This is a genomic window from Delftia sp. DLF01 (assembly GCF_014852125.1).
Taxonomy (GTDB): Bacteria; Pseudomonadota; Gammaproteobacteria; order Burkholderiales; family Burkholderiaceae_C; genus Comamonas; species Comamonas acidovorans.
Map to the genome: position 1 here is coordinate 116,381 of NZ_JACVAZ010000001.1, position 13,413 is coordinate 129,793.

Below are 13,413 nucleotides of genomic sequence, written 5' to 3' on the forward strand. Positions count from 1 at the left end.
GCTACTGGCGCTGCAGGCGCTCTCCGTTGCCCGAATGCATCATCTCGCCGCTGGCATCGACGATCCAGCTGCCGGTGCGGAACTGGCGCGCGGCCGAGAAATCGCTGCGCAGGCCGTTGGCATCCTCGATCTGCAGGCGCAGGTAGTAGCTGCCTGCGGGCAGCTCCTCGGTGCTCCATTGCGGCTGGTCGGTCCAGAGGTCCACCAGCGGCGCGGTGAACTCCTGGTCGCGCGCCACCATCACATGGTATCGCTGGCCGGGCTCGCCGCTCCAGCGGATCTGGCGGCTGCCTTCGGCCGGGCCGTCACCCATCTGCAGCGCGCTGGCCGAGGGCTGGGGCGGAACGGCAGCCAGTTGCATGGCCTGGGCTGCGGCAAACGGGCCCTGGTCGGGCTGTCCATCGGCCAGCGTGCGAATGCTGGCGGCACGCCAGAGATAGCGTCCGGCCGGCAGGCGGGCCAGCGTGGTGGCGGGCAGTGTGCAGTCGTTCAGGTCGCGTGCATCGATGGCGGGCTCGGCAAAACCGGCCTGCGCATCGGCAGAGACGACCTGGATGCGGTAGCGCGCGGCGCCCACGACCTGGGTGCATTGCAGGCTGGCGCGGCCCAGGCCCACGGTGGCGCCGGCCTGGGGTGATTCATACAGCGGCGGCACGGGGTGGGCCTTGACGCGCAGGGCGCGGCGGCTGGCGGCGCCCGGAATGCCCTGGGCATCGATACCGCGCAGGGACAGCACGTAATCACCGTCCTCCACGCCCGCCAGGCGAAGCGGCGATGCCGTGGCCTGGAAGCTGGCGCTGCGCAGCACCTGGGTCATGTCGGCATCGCGCGACAGCTGTAGCTGGTAACGCACGGCGCCCGGCAAGCCGGGCAGGGGCAGGCTGATCCAGTTGGCGTCTTCCGCCAGCGCGGGCCACGCCGTGATGTCGGGTGCACCCAGCATGGGGCGGGGCTCGCCCACGCGGCCATTGACGGCCACGGCCACGCCCTGGCCCGGGCGCAGCAGCGCATCGCCAGTGTTCGCGCTTGAGGCGTCGGAGCCCACGGCGACAGTGCCTTCATCGACGGCGGCCGCCGTGCTGCCGGCGGCATCGGCCTGGACCAGGAAGCGGGTGCCGCGCACGCTGGTCGATGCAGCGGGCGTGCGGATCTCGAAGCGGCGCTGTGCGTTGCCGGGCTCGGGCGGCACCGAAGCCTCGACACCGCCCTCGCGCAGATCCAGCACGGACTGCAGGCTGCCGGCACGGCCCTTGCGGCGCATCTGGCGCAGCACCACATCGGACTGCGACTGCACGCGCACCAGGGAGCCATCGGCCAGGCGCACGGCGACGAATGCGTCCGGGGCCAGCTGCAGGCGCTCGCCTTCCTGCAGCGTCTGTCCCTTGCGCAGGGGCTGGCCCGCATCGTCTCCGGCCGCGCCCTGCGTATCGGCCAGGTGGTCCAGCGGGCGCGTGCTGCGTGCATCGCCCTGCACGAATTCCACGGAGGCGACAGCGGCGCGCAGCAGGCGCACGGGAATCTCCAGCACGGAGCCGGGCCGCAGGCGGTAGGGATTGGCCACGCCGTTGTGCTGCTGCAGGTCGGTCCACTGGCGGGCATCGCCCAGGTAGCGCGCCGCCAGCTGCTCCAGCGTGTCGCCGGCGACGACCCGGTGTGCCATCGTGTCGCCGTTGCGGCCCACGGGTTTGATCTGGGCCTGCGCGCCGCCCAGGCCCAGCAGGCCGAGAGCGGCCAGCATGCAGGCCCGCGATACGGGCCTGCCCAGGGCGGCAGGCATGTGTACGGTCATGATGCCTGCTGCAGCGCCTGCAGCGCTGCGTCGGGCACATCGAGGCGATAGCCATAGCCGTACACGGCACTGATGGCGTAGGGCTGTCCAGCGCGCAGGTTCAGCAGGGCGCGCAGGCGCGAGATATGCGTGTCCAGCGAGCGCGACTGCACTTCGGCGTTGTGTCCCCACACGGCTTCGCGCAGGTGCTCGCGCGACAGCAGCCGGCCCTGGTTCTGGAACAGGGTCAGGGCCAGCGTGTACTCGCGGTGCGTCACCTCGATGGGCTGGCCGTGCATTTCCAGGCTGTTGGTGGTGGTGAGGAAACGGTAGGGGCCGAACTCCAGCACGCTTTGCGTGTTCACCGGATAGGCGCGGCGCAACAGGGCGGCCATGCGCGCGCGCAGCTCGGCATGGCGCACGGGCTTGACCATGAAGTCGTCGGCGCCGCAGGACAGGCCCTCGACGATGTCGGCCTCTTCGCTGCGGTGGGTGATGATGAGGATGGGCAGCTCGCGGCTGACATGGCCACGCGCCCATCGCACCAGGTCCGTTCCTTCCATGTCCGGGAGGTGCCAGTCCACGATCAGCAGGTCGAAGCTCTCGCGGCGAAGCTCCAGTTGCAGGGCCGAGCCCGTCTGGTAGGTGTGGCAGCTGTGGCCCGTCTCCAGCGCGACCTGACGCAGCATCTCCAGTTGCAGCGGATCATCGTCCAGAGCAGCTATACGCATCCAAATGTCCTTTCACGCACGCGCCGCAATCCCGGCGCCGAGCCCGCGGGCAAGACTGCCCGCAAATAGGCGGTTTCTAAAGCGAAGCTTACCCTTACTCTGCGGCATCGCGCAGTTGCTGCAGGGCGGCCAGCACCAACTGGGGGTCTGCGGGCTGCAGCCGGGGCTGCAGTGCGGACAGGGCCGCCTCGCCTTCCTTTTGGAGCTGGCCAATGGCCTGGCCGGCTTCCTTGGGGGCGTCGAAGCCCAGGCTTTGCAGCAGCAGCTGGCCGTCGGCGGCGACGAGCTTGAAGTAGAACTTGCCGTCGGCTTCGCGGTATTGCTTGAACTGGGGCAGGGCCTGCCTGGCGGCCTTGGCCTTGGCGGCCACGGGCGCCTGTGCCAGGCTGCGCAGGCCGACGGCCGAGCGCAGTTCGCGGATCAGGGGCAGGGTCTCGCGGCGGGCCTTGGCGGCGCCGGCCTGCAGGATGTCCTCCAGCTCGGCAGGGTGGGCCACCAGGTGCTCGTAGCGCTCGCGCATGGGCGCCAGCTCGCGGTCGATGCGCTCGAACAGCTGCTGCTTGGCGTCGCCCCAGGCAATGCCTTCGGCGTATTGGCGGCGCAGCGCCTCGGTTTCCTCTTCGCTGGCAAAGCCCTGGTAGATCTGGAACAGGGCCGAGCCCTCGACTTCCTTGGGCTCGCCGGGCGTGCGCGAGTCGGTGGTGATGCTGCCGATGAGCTTGCGCAGCTGCTCGCGCGAGGAGAACAGCGGGATGGTGTTGTTGTAGCTCTTGCTCATCTTGCGGCCATCCAGGCCGGGCAGCGTGGCCACGTTCTCCTCGACCTGCGCCTCGGGCAGCGTGAAGAACTCGCCGCCGTAGATGTGGTTGAAGCTGGAGGCCATGTCGCGCGTCATCTCGATGTGCTGGACCTGGTCGCGGCCCACAGGCACCTTGTGCGCATTGAAGGCCAGGATGTCGGCCGCCATGAGCACGGGGTACATGAACAGGCCGGCGGTCACGCCGTCATCGGTCTCGGTGCCGTCCGCGTGGTTCTTGTCCACGGCCGCCTTGTAGGCGTGGGCACGGTTGAGCAGGCCCTTGCCGGTCACGCAGGTCAGCAGCCAGCACAGCTCGGGGATCTCGGGAATGTCGGACTGGCGGTAGAAGGTCACATGCTCGGGGTCCAGCCCCGCCGCCAGCCAGCTGGCCGCGATCTCGATGGTGGAGCGCTGCACGCGTGCCGGGTCCTGGCATTTGATCAGGGCGTGATAGTCGGCCAGGAAGTAGAAGTTCTCGACCTCGCGCGAGCGGCTGGCCGCGATGGCCGGGCGCAGCATGCCGGCATAGTTGCCGAGGTGCGGGGTTCCGCTGGGAGTGATGCCGGTGAGGAAACGGATAGTGCTCATGACGGGAGGCTTCGACAGGCAAGAGAGAAAAACAGGGAGCCGCAGAGACAGCCGGTGGGCCGTTCTGCAGCGCGTTCAGCGCAGCAGCGCGATCAGCGGGGTCAGCGCGAAGTCGATCACGGCGTAGCCCAGGTCCATCAGCGGGCGCAGCCACAGGCTGCCGACCACGCCGGCGATGACCAGGCCCATGACGATGAAAAAGCCCCAGGGCTCGATGCGCGCCACCCACTGCGCCTGACGCCAGGGCAGCAGGCCGACAAGGATGCGGCCACCGTCCAGCGGCGGCAGCGGAAACAGGTTGAAGGCCCACATCACCAGATTGACCAGGATGCCGGCGCGGCACATTTCTATGAAAAAGCGCTCGCCCACGCCCGATCCCACCAGAACCACCAGCAGCACGCCCCACAGCAGGGCCTGCACGAAATTGGAGGCCGGGCCTGCCAGGGCCACCCAGATCATGTCGCGCTTTGGGTTGCGCAACTGGTCGAAGCGCACGGGCACGGGCTTGGCGTAGCCGAACAGAAAGGCGCCCGAGGTGGCGAAGTACAGCAGCAGCGGCATCAGGATGGTGCCGATGGGGTCGATGTGCTTGATGGGGTTGAGCGTGATGCGTCCCATCATGGCGGCCGTGTTGTCGCCGAAGTGGCGCGCGGCATAGCCATGGGCTGCCTCGTGCACCGTGATCGCGAAGAGCACGGGCAGGGCATAGATGAGTACGGTCTGGATGAGGTTGGAGATGTCCACGGCGGGCATTGTCTCAGACGCTGGCCACCCTTGCCGCTGGCAGCCGCCAGAGCCCGTGCGCTGCGCTCTGGCCGCGTGGATATGGTGGTTTCCCGCAGATTGGCAATGCCCCATTCTGTGTTGCAAAATGAAACACCGATGGGATGATTCCCTCAACAGGTTTTTCACCAAGGCCCTCGGGCCATATGTACAAGAGGTGGCACGTGGGCGTACTGGGCTTGGGCAGGCTGCCGATAGGCTGGCGACTGGTGATTGCGTTCGGCGGTATCAATCTGCTGGTCTTCACGATGATGGCGGTCACGGTGTTTTCACTGGGGCAGGCCGAACAGGCGCTGGCGGCCGGGGGGGCGACCACGGTGGCCGAGCAGGCGCTGGTGCACACGCGCTGGTGGGTGCTGGGGCTGGGGGCTGCCGTTTGCGTGCTGGCCCTGGTGGCCTGGTTCAGCCTGCGGCGGGGAATCGTGCAGCCGCTGGGCCAGGCCATCCTGATTGCCGAGACCGTGGCGGCCGGTGATTTGAGCCAGGAGTTCTCGACCGAGCTGCAGGGCGACTTCGGCCGCCTGCTGGGCGCGCTGGGCACCATGGAGGACACGCTGACCGAGCTGGTCGGCCGCATCAAGCAGTCCACGGATTCCATCGGCCTGTCGGCCGGCGAGATCGACGCCGGCAACTCCGACCTGTCGCGCCGCACCGAGGCCCAGGTCTCGGCGCTGGCCCAGACGGCGGCCAGCATGGAGCAGCTCACCGCCACCGTGCGCCAGAACGCTGACCGCGCGCATTCGGCCAGCGGCCTGGCCGTCGATGCCTCGTCCACCGCCAGGCGCGGCGGGGCCGTGGTGAGCGAGGTGGTGCAGACCATGGAGGCCATCAGCGGCAGCTCGCGCAAGATCGTGGACATCATCCAGGTCATCGAAGGCATCGCCTTCCAGACCAATATCCTGGCGCTCAACGCGGCCGTGGAGGCGGCGCGTGCGGGCGAGCAGGGCCGGGGCTTTGCCGTCGTGGCCAGCGAGGTGCGCAGCCTGGCCGGGCGCTCGGCCGAGGCCGCCAAGCAGATCAAGGAACTGATCACCACCAGCGTGCGCCAGGTGGAAAGCGGAGCCGGCCTGGTCAACCAGGCGGGCGCCACGATGCAGGAAATCGTGGGCGCCGTGGGCCAGGTATCGGGCCTGCTGGGCGAAATGTCGCAGGCGCTGCGCGAGCAAAGCGAGGGCATCGCCCAAGTCAACACCGCCGTGGGCCACATGGACAGCGCCACCCAGGAGAACGCAGCCCTGGTGCAGCAGGCCTCGCGCGCGGCCTCGGCGTTGAGCGAGCGCGCCCAGGATTTGGAGCAGGCAGTGGGCGCCTTCAAGCTCGATGACGAGCCCGAGTCTGCGGCGGGCGCGGGGTTCTCGGCAGCGCAGGCCAGGCCCGCGCTGGCCCCGTCCGTTGCCGTGGCGCCCACAGCAAGTTTGCCAAGTTCGCCAAGGCCACAGCAGCGTGCGCCGACTCCTGCGGCCCGGCCGCTGCAGTCGCTGGAATTGGCCCAGCACTGATGTGCATCTTTCTCGTCAGCGTCCCTTCACAACACAAACGCCGGGCTTGCCCGGCGTTTGTCTTTCATGCGGTGCGGAGCATGGCCCCTGCTCGGGCCATCTTCGTCAGGCCATCTTCATCAGGCCATCTCAAGGCCCAGGGCGTCCAGGCTGCCCCTTCCCTGGCGCACCACGGTCGGCGGATTGCCCAGGGCCATGGGAACCAGGTCGATCACGGTGGTCGGCTCCGACGGGCAGGCGCCTGCATCGACGATGGCGTCAAGCTCGTGGGGAAAGCGTTCCAGGATGGCGTCCGCGTCGTGCAGGGCCTCGGTCTCGCCCGGCGGGATCAGCGTGGTGGCGATCAGCGGCTCGCCCAGTTGCTCCAGCAGCAGCTGCGTGCCCTTGCGGTCCGGCACGCGCAGGCCGATGGTCTTGCGCGAGGGATGGCTCAGGCGCTTGGGCACTTCCTTGGAGGCTTCCAGGATGAAGGTGTACGGCCCCGGCGTGGCCAGCTTGAGCAGGCGGTACTGGCGGTTGTCCACGCGCGCATAGCTGGACAGCTCCGACAGGTCGCGGCACAGCAGCGTGAGATGGTGCTTGTCGTTGATCTGCCGGATGCGGCGAAGCCGCTCCACCGCAGGGCGGTCGTCCAGATGGCAGACCAGCGCGTAGCTGGAATCCGTGGGAATGGCCAGGATGGCGCCCTGGCGCAGCATGTCGGCGGCCTGCTTGATGAGACGGGGCTGGGGATTGTCGGGGTGGGCTTCGAAGCGTAGGACCATGGTGTGCGTTGTTGGCGGGAGGAGCTCAGGCCAGCTGTATGCGCTCGCTCAGCAGTTCCCATACCGGCGTCAGCTGGCCCGGCAGGTAGGGCAGGTCGCCCAGATCGGTGTGCGATTCCTCGGGGCTGTGGAAGTCGCTGCCGCGCGATGCGGCCAGGCCGAATTCGCGCGCCATGTCGGCATAGATGGTGTATTCGCTGGGCCGGTGGCTGCCGGTGACGACCTCTACGCCCTGGCCGCCATGGGCCTTGAACTCGGAAAACAGCGCGTATTCCTCGTTGGCGGTGAGCGCGTAGCGGGCCGGATGGGCGATCACCGCCACACCACCGGCCTGCGTGATCCAGCGCACGGCATCGGCCAGGCGGGCCCAGGTGTGGGGCACGTAGCCGGGATGGCCTTCGGTCAGGTAGTGACGGAACACCTCGCCCGTGTCGCGGCAGCGGCCGGACTCCACGAGAAAGCGTGCGAAATGGGTGCGTGAGATCAGGCCGGGATTGCCGGCGAAGCGCAGCGCGCCTTCGTAGCTGCCTTCGATGCCGGCCAGCTCCAGCTGGCGGGCCATCTCGCGGGCGCGTGGGCCTCGCCCGTCGCGCGTGGCGTGCAGCCCTTCAAGCAGGGCGGGGTCGTCCGCGTCAAAGCCCAGTCCCACGATGTGCACGGTGGCACCTGCAAAGCTCACCGAGATCTCGGCGCCCGTCAGGTAGTCCATGCCGCAGGCGCGCGCGGCGGCGGCGGCGCGGTGCTGGCCGCCGACTTCGTCATGGTCGGTCAGCGCCCACAACTGCACGCCCCGGGAGGCGGCGCGTTCGGCCAGTTGCTCCGGCGTCAGCGTTCCATCCGAGACCACGGAGTGGCTATGCAGATCGGCGTTCAGATAGGACTTGGGCACCGGTCCATTGTAGGTGTCGGTGCTTTTCCGAGCCGGGCAGTGCGGCTGGGGGACTTCCCTGAGTGCGGGTTAACAGGGCTCAATAGTGACGGATGCATGACGATGATCAGCCAGGCGCCGTCAAGGGTGGACAAGAATGGTTTCCGGAGCGATGGGCGGCAGGGGCGCCATGGCCTGGCTCCGGCATTGTTATAAAAAAGATCGGTTTTTCCATGAATCTGAATCAAATCACGGTCGCCCAGAAGCTGTGGGCCCTGGTGCTGGGACTGCTGGTGAGCATGCTGGTGGTCAACGGCGGCATCCTGGTCTATCTGCACGGGGTCAACGAGAAGATCAACACCGATGTGATGACCGCGCAAAGCGGCGCCACGCTGGCGCGCGAGTGGCGGCATCTGACGCAGATGAGCGTGGAGCGCTCCATCGTCGCGGCCATGTCGCCCGACGAGACGCTGGCAGCGCAGCAGCGCGCGTTGATGAGCAAGGGCATAGAGCGCATCAACGTGCTGCAAAAGCAGGTGGGCGACCTGCAGCTGGGCACGCAGTCCAAGCAGGCGCTGGACGCCGTGGCGGCCGAGCGCCGCGAGACGCTCAAGGCCAACTCGGCGGCCCAGGAGGCGCGCAAGGCCAGCGATTTCGCCACCACGTTCGACATCGTTGAAAAGCAGCTGCGCCCGGCGGCCGAGCGCTACAACAGCGCGCAGGAAGCCTTCGTGCAGCAACTGGAGCGCCAAAGCGAGCTGGCGCGCGAGGAAGGCGTGGCCCATCGGCGCCAGGCGTACTGGATCGGTGCGCTGGCCAGTGCGGTCATCGTGGCCCTGGGCCTGTTCATGGGGGTGGCCATCATGCGGTCGATCACGCGGCCGCTGGACCAGGCCGTGGCCCTGGCCGACGGCATTGCCGCAGGCGACCTCACGGGCTCGGTGCAAAGCAACCGGGGCGATGAGCTGGGCCATCTGCTGGGCGCACTCAACGGCATGGCGCAGCGGCTGCGCGGCGTGGTGGGCGAAGTGCGCTCTGGCGTGGAGTCCGTGTCCACGGCCTCCAACCAGATCGCCAGCGGCAACCAGGACCTGTCCTCGCGCACCGAGCAGACAGCGGCCAACCTGGAGGAGACGGCGGCCAGCATGGAAGAGCTGACGGCCACCGTCACCCAGTCGGCCGACACGGCGCGCCAGGCCAACCAGCTGGCGGCCACGGCCGCGCAGGCGGCCGAGCAGGGCGGTGCCGTGGTGGCCCAGGTGGTCACCAGCATGCAGCAGATCACGGACAGCAGCCGCAAGATCGCCGACATCATCGGCGTGATCGACGGCATTGCCTTCCAGACCAATATCCTGGCGCTGAACGCCGCCGTGGAAGCGGCCCGCGCTGGCGAGCAGGGCCGGGGCTTTGCCGTGGTGGCGGGCGAGGTGCGTTCGCTGGCCCAGCGCAGCGCCGAGGCGGCCAAGGAAATCAAGCTGCTGATCACCACCAGCGTGGACAACGTGCAGTCGGGCTCGAAGCAGGTGGAGCAGGCGGGGCGTTCCATGGAGGAAATCGTCTCCAGCGTGCGCCGCGTCAGCGACCTCATCGGCGAGATCACGGCCTCGTCCACCGAGCAGCGCGACGGCATCGGCCAGGTCAACCAGGCCGTGACCCAGCTCGACCAGATGACCCAGCAGAACGCGGCCCTGGTCGAGGAATCCAGCGCGGCTGCGCTGGCCATGCAGGACCAGGCGCGGCGCCTGTCCGAGGTGGTGGCAGTGTTCAAGCTGGGGCAGGAGGGCAGCGCACTGGCGCCGGCCAGGGCACACGTGCCGACCACCGCAGCGGCACGCCGGCCGGCATCTATCGGTGCAACCGGTGCAACTGCTGCGGTGCGCCCTGCGCCTGCGGCACCCGCACGTCCAGCGCCGGCCGTGCGCAATGCACCGGCGCCCCAGAAGATCCAGCAGCCCGTGGCGAAGGCCCCCGCCAGGACAGCGGCCAAGACCGGGGCGGACGACGACTGGGAGACCTTCTGAGCGGGAGGAGCGGGGATGCAGGCCGGCGTGCAAGTCAGCGCCGGCCTGCAGGCCTTCGTCAGTTGCGCGGCTTGCCGTAGTCGGGCGAGCGCGGGCCTGGCAGCAGTCCGCGCTGCGCCATGGGCGACAGCAGGCGCTGGTTGGCGATGGAGGCGATCTGCACGCTGCGGTCGTTCATGGTGTCCAGGATCTGGTTGAGCAGTGCCGTCACCAGGATGCCGACCAGTCCGCCGCCTGAGCTTTGTCCTTCGGCGCTGGAGGCCGTGGCACTGCCATCCCACAGCTGGGTGCCGGTGCGCAGGTCCACCAGCCTGGCCTCCAGCGTGACCACCGAGGCGCTGCTGATCACCGCATAGCTGGTGCCGTAATTGCGGATGTTCAGGTACAGGGCCGCATCGGCGCCAAAGATTTCACGGAGCTTGGCCACGGGCAGTTCCTGGGCGTCGTCGGCGCTGACGATGCCGTTCTGGCGGAACATTTCCTCGGTGACCGCCACGGGCAGAACGTAGTAGCCGGCCTCGGCCAGCGGCAGCGTGATCTGGGACAGCACGCCCGCCGGTGCATTCACTTCCGGGGACTGGTTCAGCGCAGGCATGACCAGGATGGAGGCAGGCTTGGATGCCCGCAGCGCCGAATAGTCATAGGGCGCGGTGGTGGCGCACCCGGTCAGCGCCACGGTCATGGCAAGAGCCAGGGTCTTGATGTGATCGGTCAGGCGCATGTCAATTCTTGCGGGCCGTGAAGGTTTGCAGCAGCGTGTCCATGAAGGTGGCGGACTCTGGGAAATGCTGTTTTTCCTCGGCCAGTTGCTCCACCGTCTTTTCGTTGTTGCCGGTTCGGGAATAGAGCATGGCCATATGGGCGCGGTAGCCGGGCGGCAGCGCCTTTCCCTCGGCCTGCACCTTCAGGCGGGCTTCTTCCAGCTTGAGCAATTGGTCCTCGGCGCCGGTACTGCCGTCATCCTTGAGGTATTGGTAGACCTGGGGCTGGTAGTCATTCCAGGCATACAGCGGCTGGCGCGGCGCAGCGCAGCCGGCCAACGTGGCGCAGATGGCCAGCGCGGCCAGGGCCGTTGCCGAATGGACGGGGCGCTTCATTGCGCGGGCTTCCATGCGCCGCTGTCAATGCCGGCGGCCAGCTTATCCACGGCTTCGCGGATGGCCAGATCCAGTACCTTGCCGTTGAGCGTGGAGTCATAGCCGGCCGTGCTGCCGAATCCCACGATTTCGCGGTTCGACAGGCTGTATTCGCCGGCACCCTGCACCGAATAGACGACTTCGGAGGTCTGCACCCGGACGATGTTCAGGCTGACCTTGGCATAGGCCACCTGCTCCTTGCCACGGCCGAGCACGCCGAAGAACTGGCGATCCCCGACCACCTTGCGGCCGAACTCGCTCACGTCGCCGGTCACGACGTAGGTGGCGCCCTTGATCGCTTGCTCCTGCTTGTTGAAGCCCGCTTCCTGGCGGGTCTCGGACATGTTGTCGCGGTCCAGCACGCTGAATCGGCCGCTTTGCTGCAGGTGGGTTACCAAGATGGTTCTGGCCTGGCCACCGAGACGATCGACGCCGTCCGAGAAAATGCCGCGCTGAAAGCTGGAGCGGTTGTCGAATTTGCCCACGGAAATGGGGCTGCGCGGGCCTTGATAGGCGCTGGATGCAGAAGCGGGCTTGGCTGTTTCAAGCGTGCGCGATTGCTCGGTGGTGGCGCAGCCGGAAAGGCCGGCGGCCAGGGTGATGGCAATGGCCGTGCAAGGCCACAGGCGAGAGATCATGAGTATTTCCCCGGTTTTCTTGGAATGAATTTGCAATAATTTGTTGCAAAAACCGGGGATATTAACCGAGGGGCACCGTGAATGGCGCCCCGGGTCTCTAGGACGCGTCCGAATGCACTCCCTCGATCAGGAATTGCACCTTGCGCTCTCCGCGCCATTCATTGATGTCCATGCGAAAGGCAATGCAGGCCGATGGCGGCAGCGGGTCGGTATGGCCGAACCAGATTCCGTCCACGGTTTCGCCCTGATGGCGCAATTGCAGTTTCAGGTGCTTTTCACCGACCAGGCGTTGTGACAGCACTTCCAGCTGTTCGCTGAAGGTGGGCGGGGCAAAGCCCTGGCCCCAGACCGCGAGATTGAGCTGCTCGACCATTTCGGGCTTGCGGAAATCCGGGTCCAGCGGTCCGTCGGTCTCTATGCGGCGCGTCAGCGTGGCTGCGTCCAGCCATTCCTGTGCCACCTGGGCCAGGGCCTTTTCGAACACCGCGAAACCGGCCTCGGCAATGGTGCAGCCGGCCGCCATGGCGTGGCCGCCAAAGCGCAGCAGCAGGCCGGGGTGGCGCTTGGATACGAGGTCCAGCGCGTCGCGCAGGTGAAAGCCGGGAATGGAGCGGCCCGAGCCCTTGAGTTCATGCTCGTGCCCCGGCGCGCCGCTGGCGGCGAAGACGAAGCTGGGCCGGTGCATGCGGTCCTTGATGCGCGAGGCCACGATGCCGACCACGCCCTCGTGGAAGTCGGGGTCGAACACGCTGATGGCGGCCGGCGGCGTCATGCCGTCCTCGCACAGGCCTTCGGCCATGAGCAGGGCCTGCTCGCGCATGCCGCCTTCCAGTTCGCGGCGTTCGCGGTTGATGGCGTCCAGCATCTGCGCCAGGTTGGCGGCGCGGCCCGCATCGTCCGTGGTCAGGCACTCGATGCCGATGGTCATGTCGGACAGCCGGCCTGCGGCATTGATGCGCGGGCCCAGGGCAAAGCCGAAGTCGAACGTGGTGGCCGCAAAGGCCTTGCGGCCAGCGGCTTCGAACAGGGCCAGCAGGCCCGGCTGCATCTGGCCACGGCGAATCTGCTTCAGGCCCAGGGCGACCAGGCGGCGGTTGTTGGCGTCCAGCCGCACCACGTCGGCCACCGTGCCCAGGGCGACCAGGGGCAGCAGGGCCTCCAGACGGGGCTGGCTGGCCTTGTCGAAGCGGCCGCGCGCGCGCAGCTCGGCACGCAGGGCCAGCAGCACGTAGAACATCACGCCGACACCGGCCATGGACTTGCTCTCGAAGCTGCAGCCGGGCTGGTTGGGGTTGACGATGGCATCGGCCAGCGGCAGGTGGTTGCCGGGCAGGTGGTGGTCGGTGACGACCACCTGCAGTCCCAGGGCCTTGGCCTCGGCCACGCCTTCGACGCTGGCAATGCCGTTGTCCACGGTGACCATCACCTCGGCGCCGGTTTCCTTGACACGGCGTGCGATGGGCGGCGTCAGGCCGTAGCCGTCCACCACGCGGTCGGGCACCAGGTAGCTGACCTCGGTCGCGCCCAGCATGCGCAGGCCGCGCCAGCCCACGGCGCAGGCGGTGGCGCCGTCGCAGTCGTAGTCGGCCACGATGCACAGGCGCAGGCCGCGCTCTATGGCATCGGCCAGCAGCTGCACGGCGGCCTCCATGCCCAGCAGGCCGGAGGGGGCCAGCAGGCGTGCAGGCGTGTCGTCCAGTTCGTCGGCGGAACACACGCCGCGTGCGGCGTAGAGCTGGGCCAGCAGCGGGTGAACGCCGGCCTGGCGCAGTGCCGAGGCCTGCTGCGCAGGGATCTCGCGGGGGATGATTTTCATGG

The 13,413-nt window shown here is 68.0% G+C and carries 12 protein-coding genes; 2 read left to right on the top strand and 10 right to left on the bottom strand.

Translation table 11 applies throughout. From position 1 onward, the window contains the following. Position 1: 1 nt before the first annotated feature. From IB269_RS00535 to IB269_RS00550, 4 genes are all read right to left on the bottom strand, one after another. Complete coding sequence (locus IB269_RS00535) at positions 2-1,789, bottom strand: FecR domain-containing protein (RefSeq protein ID WP_225613930.1); 1,788 nt, start codon at positions 1,787-1,789, stop codon at positions 2-4. Next, positions 1,786-2,499, bottom strand: a complete 714-nt coding sequence (locus IB269_RS00540; protein WP_012207214.1) for a response regulator transcription factor — start codon at positions 2,497-2,499, stop codon at positions 1,786-1,788. Before IB269_RS00540 ends, IB269_RS00535 begins: the two co-directional genes overlap by 4 nt. Before the next feature lie 94 nt (positions 2,500-2,593). Continuing rightward, on the bottom strand, positions 2,594-3,886 hold the full coding sequence (locus IB269_RS00545) for a tryptophan--tRNA ligase (RefSeq protein ID WP_043825000.1): 1,293 nt from the start codon (positions 3,884-3,886) through the stop codon (positions 2,594-2,596). Between the two features lie 75 nt (positions 3,887-3,961). Then, a complete protein-coding gene (locus tag IB269_RS00550; RefSeq protein WP_013800873.1) occupies positions 3,962-4,639 on the bottom strand; it encodes a site-2 protease family protein in 678 nt (225 codons plus the stop codon). Positions 4,640-4,815: 176 nt separating this feature from the next. On the opposite strand from IB269_RS00550, the gene IB269_RS00555 reads away from it, so the two are divergent. Continuing rightward, entirely contained in the window at positions 4,816-6,168 is a 1,353-nt protein-coding gene (locus IB269_RS00555) for a methyl-accepting chemotaxis protein (RefSeq protein WP_192366185.1), read from the top strand. A gap of 119 nt (positions 6,169-6,287) precedes the next feature. Here IB269_RS00555 and IB269_RS00560 read toward each other — a convergent pair whose 3' ends face one another. After that, positions 6,288-6,932, bottom strand: coding sequence for an L-threonylcarbamoyladenylate synthase (locus IB269_RS00560; RefSeq protein WP_012207210.1), 645 nt, complete (start codon positions 6,930-6,932; stop codon positions 6,288-6,290). Between the two features lie 25 nt (positions 6,933-6,957). Further along, positions 6,958-7,821 (bottom strand): 3',5'-nucleoside bisphosphate phosphatase, encoded by an 864-nt coding sequence (locus tag IB269_RS00565; RefSeq protein ID WP_013800875.1) that lies wholly within the window; start codon positions 7,819-7,821, stop codon positions 6,958-6,960. Between the two features lie 212 nt (positions 7,822-8,033). On the opposite strand from IB269_RS00565, the gene IB269_RS00570 reads away from it, so the two are divergent. Next, positions 8,034-9,821, top strand: coding sequence for a methyl-accepting chemotaxis protein (locus IB269_RS00570; RefSeq protein ID WP_192366187.1), 1,788 nt, complete (start codon positions 8,034-8,036; stop codon positions 9,819-9,821). Between the two features lie 58 nt (positions 9,822-9,879). On the opposite strand, the gene IB269_RS00575 is transcribed toward IB269_RS00570, so the two are convergent. The 4 genes from IB269_RS00575 to recJ all read right to left on the bottom strand — a co-directional run bounded on the left by IB269_RS00575 (position 9,880) and on the right by recJ (position 13,411). After that, on the bottom strand, positions 9,880-10,542 hold the full coding sequence (locus IB269_RS00575; RefSeq protein ID WP_013800877.1) for a DUF799 domain-containing protein: 663 nt from the start codon (positions 10,540-10,542) through the stop codon (positions 9,880-9,882). 1 nt (position 10,543) lies between these two features. Continuing rightward, positions 10,544-10,918 (bottom strand): DUF4810 domain-containing protein, encoded by a 375-nt coding sequence (locus IB269_RS00580; protein ID WP_012207206.1) that lies wholly within the window; start codon positions 10,916-10,918, stop codon positions 10,544-10,546. Continuing rightward, positions 10,915-11,595 (bottom strand): CsgG/HfaB family protein, encoded by a 681-nt coding sequence (locus tag IB269_RS00585; RefSeq protein WP_192366189.1) that lies wholly within the window; start codon positions 11,593-11,595, stop codon positions 10,915-10,917. Before IB269_RS00585 ends, IB269_RS00580 begins: the two co-directional genes overlap by 4 nt. A 97-nt stretch (positions 11,596-11,692) precedes the next feature. Beyond that, positions 11,693-13,411 carry a single-stranded-DNA-specific exonuclease RecJ gene (recJ, locus tag IB269_RS00590; RefSeq protein ID WP_097201493.1) on the bottom strand — a complete coding sequence of 573 codons (1,719 nt, stop codon included), beginning with the start codon at positions 13,409-13,411 and terminating at the stop codon, positions 11,693-11,695. Positions 13,412-13,413 lie beyond the last annotated feature (2 nt).

What these genes read in the sequence shown, in the direction of transcription:
- IB269_RS00585 (WP_192366189.1), bottom strand. Translation starts at nt 11,595, where the DNA reads ATGATCTCTCGCCTGTGGCCTTGCACGGCCATTGCCATCACCCTGGCC.
- IB269_RS00540 (WP_012207214.1), bottom strand. Translation starts at nt 2,499, where the DNA reads ATGCGTATAGCTGCTCTGGACGATGATCCGCTGCAACTGGAGATGCTG.
- recJ (WP_097201493.1), bottom strand. Translation starts at nt 13,411, where the DNA reads ATGAAAATCATCCCCCGCGAGATCCCTGCGCAGCAGGCCTCGGCACTG.
- IB269_RS00535 (WP_225613930.1), bottom strand. Translation starts at nt 1,789, where the DNA reads ATGACCGTACACATGCCTGCCGCCCTGGGCAGGCCCGTATCGCGGGCC.
- IB269_RS00580 (WP_012207206.1), bottom strand. Translation starts at nt 10,918, where the DNA reads ATGAAGCGCCCCGTCCATTCGGCAACGGCCCTGGCCGCGCTGGCCATC.
- IB269_RS00560 (WP_012207210.1), bottom strand. Translation starts at nt 6,932, where the DNA reads ATGGTCCTACGCTTCGAAGCCCACCCCGACAATCCCCAGCCCCGTCTC.
- IB269_RS00570 (WP_192366187.1), top strand. Translation starts at nt 8,034, where the DNA reads ATGAATCTGAATCAAATCACGGTCGCCCAGAAGCTGTGGGCCCTGGTG.
- IB269_RS00575 (WP_013800877.1), bottom strand. Translation starts at nt 10,542, where the DNA reads ATGCGCCTGACCGATCACATCAAGACCCTGGCTCTTGCCATGACCGTG.
- IB269_RS00550 (WP_013800873.1), bottom strand. Translation starts at nt 4,639, where the DNA reads ATGCCCGCCGTGGACATCTCCAACCTCATCCAGACCGTACTCATCTAT.
- IB269_RS00555 (WP_192366185.1), top strand. Translation starts at nt 4,816, where the DNA reads ATGTACAAGAGGTGGCACGTGGGCGTACTGGGCTTGGGCAGGCTGCCG.
- IB269_RS00545 (WP_043825000.1), bottom strand. Translation starts at nt 3,886, where the DNA reads ATGAGCACTATCCGTTTCCTCACCGGCATCACTCCCAGCGGAACCCCG.